Origin of the sequence: Parabacteroides sp. AF19-14 (genome assembly GCF_003635485.1) — a bacterium.
Classification (GTDB): domain Bacteria; phylum Bacteroidota; class Bacteroidia; order Bacteroidales; family Tannerellaceae; genus Parabacteroides; species Parabacteroides distasonis.
This window is the reverse complement of sequence record NZ_QTMJ01000028.1, coordinates 51,432-60,896: the sequence shown is the minus strand read 5'-3', so window position 1 is coordinate 60,896 and position 9,465 is coordinate 51,432. Positions and strand designations below refer to the sequence as shown.

Here is a 9,465-nt window from a genome sequence, read left to right as displayed (position 1 = left end):
GATGGAGAGGAGTCAGTCCGTAAGGGGTGACTCCTTTTTTTATATTAAATTTGATGTATTAAATCTATTATCTAATATCATGAAGAAAATCTATTTATTTCTATTTAGTCTGTTTATCTGTAATATCCTTGCGGCGCAAGATCAAGACTATAAAATAGTCAGAGATATCTCTTATACCCAATCGAAAAATCCATATGCGGTGGAACGTTGTAAATTGGATCTTTATTATCCCGAGAACGCAAAAGACTTCCCTACGGTAGTTTGGTTTCACGGAGGCGGCTTGTCGGGAGGTAGCAAATTCATCCCGGAGGAATTGAAGAACTGCGGATTAGCCGTTATCGCCGTAAATTACCGTCTGCTACCCAAAGCCACGTTGAGCGATTGTATCGATGATGCCGCCGCCGCTGTCGCTTGGACATTCAGCGAAATTGAGAAGTATGGTGGGGATAGGCGTAAAATCTTTGTCTCAGGTCATTCCGCCGGAGGTTATTTAACAAATATGGTCGGACTGGATAAGAAGTGGTTGACTAAGTACCGGATAGATGCTGATTCCATCGCCGCATTAATCCCTTTCAGCGGTCATGCGATCAGCCATTTCGCTTATCGGCAGGCGAAGGGGATGAAAGATACCCAACCGAGTATCGACGAGTTCGCCCCTTTGTTTTACGTACGTCCTGACGCTCCTCCATTGATTATCGTCTCGGGCGACCGGGAGATGGAGATGCTGGGCCGCTATGAGGAGAACGCCTATTTCTGGCGTATGATGAAAGTGGCCGGACATAAGAATACTTATATCTATGAGTTGGACGGATATGATCATGGATCGATGGCCGCTCCTGCCTTCCACATCTTAAAGAATCACGTGAAGGCGATCTTGAAAGGTTCAGAAACCCGGTAATTCGATAAACTATTTAATTTAATACGTATGGTTCTCTTTTCTTTATTAATGGTCTTGATTTGCTTGAACGCATGTTCTGGAGCGAAGACCTCGGACAATGTAACGGTGTATGTCACGACAAACGATCGTGCGAAAGATTTCGTGAGAAGTGAGATCGCCTTGGGGGACAAACAAGCCGCCTCGCCTTCCGCGATAACGATAGACCCTTCGGTGCGCTATCAGACGATGGATGGCTTTGGCGCCGCCGTGACAGGCTCTACCTGCTATAACTTGATGCGGATGGCTCCCGAGGATCGGACAGCTTTCCTGAAAGAGACTTTCTCTGATACGGAGGGGATGGGGTATAGCTATATCCGTATCTCGATTGGCTGCTCGGACTTTTCTTTAAGTGAGTATACTTGTTGTGACACGAAGGGTGTCGAGAATTTCGCCTTGCAGAGCGAGGAGAAGGAGTATGTGATACCGATCTTGAAGGAGATCTTGGCGATCAGCCCTTCTATAAAAATCTTGGGATCGCCTTGGACTTGTCCAAGATGGATGAAGGTGGATAACTTAAAGGATTTGCGCCCGTTCGAGTCGTGGACTAGCGGACAGCTGAATCCCGCCTATTATCAAGATTACGCTACCTATTTCGTGAAATGGATACAGGCGATGGAGGCCGAGGGGATTCCTATCGAGGCGATAACTCCCCAAAACGAACCTTTGAACCGAGGAAATTCCGCTTCCTTATTTATGGGATGGGAGGAGCAACTCTCTTTCGTGCGTGACGCTCTAGGCCCTAAACTGAAAGAGACTGGCCTCAAGACGAAGATCTACGCTTTCGACCATAATTACAATTACGATAATATGTTGGAGCAGCAAGGCTATCCGATGAAAATCTACGAGGATGAGAATGCCGCTTCTTTCCTGACAGGTGCCGCTTACCATAATTACGGGGGCGACCGGGAGGAGTTGAATAACGTAAACGGCAAGTTCCCCGATAAAGAATTAATATTTACGGAAACTTCTATCGGCATGTGGAATGATGGACGTAACTTAGAGAAACGCTTGATGGAAGATATGGAGGAGACGGCCTTGGGTACGGTGAATAACTGGTGTAAGGCAGTTATCGTATGGAACTTGATGCTGGACAACGAGCGGGGACCGAACCGAGAGGGTGGTTGCCAGACTTGTTATGGTGCCGTGGATATCGATCGCTCGGATTATAAGACGATTACCCGGAATTCTCATTATTATATTATCGGTCATTTATCCTCTGTGGTGAAACCGGGGGCAGTACGGATCGGCTCTAAAGGGTATACGGCTGATGGGATTATGTATTCCGCCTTCGAGAATTTAGATGGAACGGAAGCGCTCGTATTACTAAATAATACGGACGGGACTAAAAATATAACGGTAAACAGCGGCGAACGTTCGTTTACCTACGAGGTTCCCGCTAAAGCAGTCGCTTCTTTTCGTTGGAATCTTTACTAATAAGGAGGGGGTGTTAAAAGTTGGTATTATGGCACGCAGATTTAGCAGATTTACGCAGATAATATATTGATTTTCATATCATAAATCTGCGGTCATCTGCTCAATCAGCGTTATCTGCGTGCCATGTTCACACTTTTGACACACCCCCGAATGTCCAATACTTTATCTATAGTGGCAACAAGCCGGTAGCTTATCATATACGGCTTTATCCGCCTTATCCATATCCGTGTCATGGCCTACTTTAGCGATCGCCTTGCTGATCGCTTTCGGGGAGGTCTTTTGGGGATCGTACTGGAGATGGATCATCTGGGTATCTTTGTCCCAATGAGCGGATAACACACCATTTACTCCTTTGGCCGCTTTCTCGATACGTTCCTTGCACATATCGCAAGAGCCTTTGACACCGAACATGGCATGCTCGGAGGCTACCCCCGTGGCGCTTTGCGCATGCATCATATGCCCCTCATGCCCAATCATAGGCTTGGCGGGCTCGTCGCCGTTATTCATCATGGAAGTTTTTCCCTCCAGCTGTGCGCTGGCGTCTATGGCGAAGACTCCGTTGGTTACGATTTCCTCACCTTCTCGCAAGCCATTCAAGATAACATAAGAGTTACCAAGGGAAGGGCCTAGCTCCACTTCACGCATCAAGAAAGCGGGGGTATTCGTATCCGGTTGCTTTACGTACACGATAGCACGTTTACCCGTCCAGAGCACAGCGGTTTGCGGTACGACGATCTCGTTCTTATAGTTGCGGAGCGGGGCGCTTACGTTTGCCGTGGCGTACATCTCGGGCTTGAGCTCCAAAGAGGCGTTCGGTACCTCTACACGGACCTTGGCGGTACGGGTCGTCGTGTTCAAGATCGGGTCGATGAAAGAGATCTTACCCGAGAACTTCTTGCCGGGTAGCGCTTGCAAGGTAAATTCCACCGGATCACCTTTGCTAAGGAAAGGGAGATCCACCTCGAAAGCGTCGAACAAGGCCCATACCTTCGTGAGGTTCGCCACGTCGAAAAGGATAGCTCCTTGGGATACATAATCACCTTGGCTTACCCGCTTGGACAGGACGATACCGCTCGTGTTCGACTTGATCTCTACAACCGGGGAGATAGAGCCGGACTTCTCGATAGCGGCGATCTGGGCATCTGTCATCTTCCATAAATATAGTTTTTCACGGGCGGCCTGTATCAATTGAGATTGTCCCATGCGGATCGCTTCCAACAATTCTTGCTGGGCGGTGAAAAGCTCTGGGGAGTAGAGGGTAGCGAGGGTCTGTCCGGCACGCACCGTCTCACCCGTGAAATCAACGTTCAAGCTCTCGATGCGTCCGCTTACATGGGCTGTTTGAGATTGCAGGCTACGCTCGTCCGGTACGATCTTGCCGTATAAACGGACTTGCTTGACCGGATTCTGGCGGGATACCTTGGAGGTTTGTACGTCCGCTAAGGCTGCTGCTTCTTCCGAAAGCTGAATGGCGTTGGGATCGATGGCCTTGTCGGAGAAGGAGCTCTTACGTACAGGGATCAAATCCATGGCGCAGATAGGGCATTTACCCGGCTTGTCTTGGCGAATTTGGGGATGCATGGAACAAGTCCACTCGCCGGCCTCGTTCTGTTGGAGGTCGTGGCCATGCGTAGGGTCGTGAACTTCCGTGCCGGTCTCGCTCGCTTGTGACGTATGGCTGTCGGTATCGGAGTTATGGAACAGAAGCCAGCCCAACAAGAGGCCGCCCGCTAGGAACAGGATATATATCAGGTACTTGGATTTTACGGTTTCATTTATATTTTTCATTTTCTTATTCGTTTACAGAGGTGGATATTAATTTCTCGATTCCGGCGATTTGGGTATTATATTCCGCTATCGCTTCGCTTTTCTTCAAGTGATAGTCCAACATTTGTCGCTCCACTTGGATCACGTCGGTCAAGGTCGTACTTCCTGTCGAGAATTCCCGGACGATCAGTTGGTAGGTGGCCAACGATAGATCGTATTGTTTCTGGTACAAATCGATTTTCCGTGCGGCATCTTCCAATTGCTGGGTAATACGGATATACTCGGCTTGCAGTTGGTTCATCGTGTTCTCGTACTTCAACTCGCTGGATTTCCAATAATGCTTGCTTTCCCGTTGCTGTGCGTTATATTTCTTACGGAAGATAGGAAGGCTGATCTTTAGCATGGGCATGAACATATCCTTTCCGTTCATACCGGACATAGAGCCCATAGACATATCCTCTGGTTTCTTCCCGATCAAGGAATACTGGAGGCCGATACCTAGCATGGGGTAACTCATTTTCTTGTCCATCTCCGCCTTGGCCCGGTAAGCGTTTCCTTCCGCCTCCAGCATGGTAAGCATGGGGTTGTTGGAGATGACGCTGTCAAGAGCCATCGACTCACTCCATGAGAGAGGAAGCCGTTCCAACGAGTCGGGGACGGAAATCGGGGTAGCTAGCGACTGATTGAGCAACGTATTAAAAGCAGCCTCGGCCGTTTTCCGTTGCGATAACAAGGAGGCTAGCGTATTCTCCAGTTCTACCTTCTCCATCTGGATTCGCAGTACGTCCGACATTCCGCCCATGGAGTTGCCACTTCCCATAGAGCCTCCACCCATAGGGCTACCGCCGGACATTCCGGACATCGTACTACCGGATGCTCCCGTGCTTTGTACCGTAGGGCTTCCCATGCTACTGCCTCCCATACCCGACATACCTCCACCGGATACGGCGGGAGGAGTCGATGGAGCAGAAGATACGGGGGAGGGTAAGACGGAGGAACCGCCCGCCTTCGCCGACGGAGCGGAGAAGCGGTTCAATGCCAACTGTTCCAACTGGTCTAGCAGACGAAGGTTCGCCTGCGTATTTTTATACTGCTCGCTGATATTGCAAAGCTGGTACCATTGACTCTTCACCTCGTAATACAGGTTGTTGCGACTGTTACGGAATTGTTCGTAAGCCATCCGGGCCATCTCGGTCGCCTCGTTGCGGGCCGCCTTCCGGGTACCGAACCAAGGGAACATTTGCATCAAGGTGAAATCCGCTATTTGCTTTCCGGACAAGATCTCCATCGGTTTCAGGAAGAAACCGATCTCCAGTTCCGGGTCCGGATAGGCTCCGGCTTGCGGGACTTTCTCCAAAGATGCCTTATACAGGGAGAAGTCGGCGTTGATCTGCGGATTGTTACGTGCCGCCAGTTCCAGATAATAGCCTAAACTATCGGCCGGCTGGGAGTAAGCGAAAAGGACGTTTAGCATCCCCAGTACACCTGCCATGATGATTGATCTGATTCTTTTATATCTCATAAGTCGTTACCTCCTCTTGAATTTTATTCTTTTGTTCTTTCTTTATAGCGTTCTCCCGCCACCAGCATTGCAGGACGGGAACGACAAACATGGTCATACTCTGGATCAGCATTCCTCCGAACGTAGGGATAGCCATCGGTACCATGATATCCGCCCCCTTACCGGTAGAGGTAAGTACGGGGAGCAAAGCGATCAGGGTAGTGGCTGTAGTCATGGCCGCAGGGCGTACCCGTTTCAGTCCGGCGGCTACTACCGCTTCCCGGATATCGTGCTTGGTGCGGGGGTCTCGCTCGAGGAATACATGATGGATGTAGGTTCCCATCAATACCCCATCATCCGTAGCCACACCGAACAAGGCGATGAAACCGACCCAGACTGCCACGCTCAGATTGATCGTGTGCATCTGGAAAAGATCCCGCATATTCTCTCCGGCGATGGAGAAGTTCATGAACCAATCCTGTCCGTAAAGCCATAGCAAGATAAAACCTCCGGCGAAGGCCACGAACACCCCGGAGAAATGGATCAGTGAGGCAGTGACCGTCTTGAATTGAAAGTATAGAACCAGCAGGACGATCAACAAGGCGAGGGGAACGACGATCATCAGCCGGCTGGTGGCACGCTCCTGCTGCTCGTAATTGCCGGCGAACTTATAGGATACGCCGGGATCAAGGTTCAACCCTCCCTCCTTTATTTGTTGCTCAAGGATGCGGGAAGCCTCTTTCACGACATCCACTTCCGCCTTCCCCGCCAGTTTGTCGAAGATGACGTAGCCTACCAAGAAAGTGTTCTCGCTTTGGATCATCTGCGCTCCACGGGTATAGTTGATATCGGCAAGCTCTTTAAGCGGGACTTGCGCCCCAGTGGCGGTCGGTACGAGGATCATACCTAGCGCCTCTGGATTATCTCGAAGCTCACGAGCGTAGCGTAGGCGCACCGGGAAACGTTCCCTGCCTTCCACGGTGCGGGTCAGTACCATGCCACCGACAGCGGCACTTAATATCTCTTGCAAGTCCTCCACGTTTACGCCGTAACGGGCCATATTCTCACGGTTCAGTTCGATCTCCAGATAAGGGGCGCCTACCGCACGGTCGTAAAATACGGAAGAGGGGATAACGGAGGGTACCTCTTTCAATGCCTTCTCGATCGCCTTTCCGGCTTTCTCGATCGTCTCCAGATCCGGGCCATACACCTTGATACCCATCGGGGCACGCATACCGGTGGATAACATGACGAGACGGGCCTCGATAGGCTGCAGCTTCGGGGCGGAAGTCAATCCCGGAAGATGGGTGACGTTCACGATCTGTTGCCAGATATCGTTCGTGTTCTTGATCTCCGGTCGCCATTGGCGGAAGTAATCGCCTTTAGCGTCTGGGATCAGGCTGTCTGAGGGAATCAGCCGGAAACCGTCTTTGGGGTTATATACGCCTCCATCTTTTAGGAGATACTCCCCTTGCCGGTTTACCTTGAAACGTTCCCTTTTCCCGTCCTCATTCAGGATATATTCCGGACGGTAGTTGATCGTATTCTCGAACATCTGTACCGGCGCTGGATCGAGGGCGGAGTTTACACGGCCCCATTTACCGATGGCGGTCTCCACCTCGGGGATAGAGGCCAGCCGTTTGTCGAGCGCCTCTATATAATCAAGGTTTTGCTCGATACCGGAATGCGGCATGCTAGTCGGCATCAGTAGGAAAGAACCTTCGTTCAGGCTAGGCATAAACTCCTGTCCGATGCCTCTCCATATCCAGAAACCGAATACGATGGTAGCTCCCGGAATCAACATGAATTTCCAGCGGTTATCCAAGCACCAGCGCAATATCCTCTCATAATACATAACGAGCAGCCACAGGATGCTTAGGATGATGGCTACGCAACCCGCCACGAACAGGATATTGGCGAGCATCCCTTTTTGCGGCCCCATCGGCAACCATTCCTCGGACAGGTAATAGATCGTGACAAAGAGGGTGATACCGATATTGATATAAGTGCTCATTTGAGGCTTCTTCCAATAACCGGACAATAGATTATTCACCCCGACTGCCGTTAGCCCGATAGCCGGAATACTTCCATAAATAATAAGTAAGGCGATTCCGGCCACGATCAACAGGCAATTCAGTATTTTCCGTATCAGCCTTGAATGGATCTTTATCGAGAACAACCAATACGATAGGGAAGGAAGCAAGATCAATCCCAGCACGAAGGCGGAAGCCAAAGCATACGTCTTGGTATAGGCCAAAGGCGAGAACATCTTCCCTTCCTGCGCCTCCATGGTGAAGACGGGGAGGAAGCTGACGATCGTCGTGATCATCGCTGTGCTGATTGCCCCGGACACCTCGCTTACCGCCTTATAAATAAGGTTGACAAACGCCTTTCCCCCCTGTATATGCCTGTTCTCGGGCATCTCCCGGTAACGGATGATACTTTCCACGAAGACGACCCCTACATCCACCATCACGCCAATGGCGATCGCTATACCCGATAAAGCCACGATATTCGCCGCTATCCCCGTATAACGCATGATGATGAACGTGGCGAGCACTGCTATCGGTAGCATACTGGCGATAACGATAGAGGCCCTCAGATTGAGCACCAGCACGATGATAACGATCACGCAGATCAATATTTCGTGGGAGAGGGCGGTCTCCAACGTCCCGATCGTCTCCTTGATAAGCCCCGTACGGTCGTAGAACGGCACGACGGTTACCTTGGAGACCGTCCCGTCCGCCAGTACCTTTTGGGGCAATCCCGGCTCCATCTCCTTGATCTTCGCCTTTACGTTATTGATAACCTCCAAGGGGTTGGAGCCATAGCGGGCTACTACCACTCCGCCCACGGCCTCCACACCCTCCTTGTCCAGCCCTCCCCGTCGGGTTCCGGGGCCGATATTCACGAACGCCACGTCCGATATGCGAACCGGCACGCCTTCCCGAACGGTGACGACGGCATTCTCTATATCTTTTACATTCTTGATATACCCCAAGCCCCGGATCAGGTACTCCACCTTGTTGATCTCCATCGTCTCGGCGCCGATATCGAGGTTGCTCTTCTTGATGGCGCTCATGATATCCATCACGGAGACGTTGAAGGCGTACATGGCATCTGGGTTCAACTCGATCTGGTACTCCTTCACGAAGCCGCCCGCCGAGGCAACCTCGGATACCCCCTCGGCGGAGGATAAGGTGTACTTGACGTAGAAATCCTGTATCGTACGCAACTCCTCGGCGTTCCAGCCTCCGGTAGGTTTACCGGTCTTGGGGTCCCGTCCTTCCAGCGTATACCAATAGATCTGCCCGAGGGCGGTAGCGTCCGGTCCCAAGGTAGGCTGCACGCCTTCCGGCAAGGTTCCCGGAGGCAGGGAGTTCAGCTTCTCCAATATACGGGAACGGCTCCAGTAGAACTCTATATCGTCATCGAAGATAATGTATATGAAGGACATCCCGAACATGGAGGAACTACGGATCGTCTTCACTCCCGGGATACCTAAAAGAGAGGTGGTCAGCGGATAAGTGATCTGGTCCTGTATATCCTTCGGCGAGCGGCCCATCCATTCCGTGGCCACGATCTGCTGGTTATCGCCGATATCGGGGATGGCGTCTACCGGAATCGGATTCCGGGGAATGATCCCCCCGTGCCAATTGAAGGGGGACGTGGAGATGCCCCATACGATAATCAGCACTAGTAAAAGTAAGGTTACCACCCTGTTCTCAAGGAAGTAACGAATGATTCTGTTTAACATTTGAATGAGCTTTTATGATTTGAAAACATATGAGAACGCTTATTTGTTCGTCTTTGAAGGCAAGCGATC

Annotated in this window: 5 protein-coding genes; 2 read left to right on the top strand and 3 right to left on the bottom strand. The window is 50.9% G+C overall.

What is annotated here, in order from left to right; all coding sequences use genetic code 11:
• The first annotated feature begins 79 nt into the window (after positions 1-79).
• Together DWX33_RS20065 and DWX33_RS20060 are read left to right on the top strand one after the other, a co-directional pair.
• Complete coding sequence (locus DWX33_RS20065) at positions 80-898, top strand: alpha/beta hydrolase (protein ID WP_044544718.1); 819 nt, start codon at positions 80-82, stop codon at positions 896-898.
• Positions 899-925: 27 nt separating this feature from the next.
• Positions 926-2,371, top strand: coding sequence for a glycoside hydrolase family 30 beta sandwich domain-containing protein (locus tag DWX33_RS20060; protein ID WP_121962581.1), 1,446 nt, complete (start codon positions 926-928; stop codon positions 2,369-2,371).
• 162 nt (positions 2,372-2,533) lie between these two features.
• Here DWX33_RS20060 and DWX33_RS20055 read toward each other — a convergent pair whose 3' ends face one another.
• From DWX33_RS20055 to DWX33_RS20045, 3 genes are read right to left on the bottom strand one after another with little or no spacing between them, the layout of a single operon-like run.
• A complete protein-coding gene (locus tag DWX33_RS20055) occupies positions 2,534-4,159 on the bottom strand; it encodes an efflux RND transporter periplasmic adaptor subunit (protein ID WP_005866108.1) in 1,626 nt (541 codons plus the stop codon).
• 4 nt (positions 4,160-4,163) lie between these two features.
• A complete protein-coding gene (locus DWX33_RS20050; RefSeq protein ID WP_229033092.1) occupies positions 4,164-5,630 on the bottom strand; it encodes a TolC family protein in 1,467 nt (488 codons plus the stop codon).
• Positions 5,631-5,649: 19 nt separating this feature from the next.
• Positions 5,650-9,396, bottom strand: a complete 3,747-nt coding sequence (locus DWX33_RS20045) for an efflux RND transporter permease subunit (protein ID WP_122380962.1) — start codon at positions 9,394-9,396, stop codon at positions 5,650-5,652.
• Between the last annotated feature and the right edge of the window lie 69 nt (positions 9,397-9,465).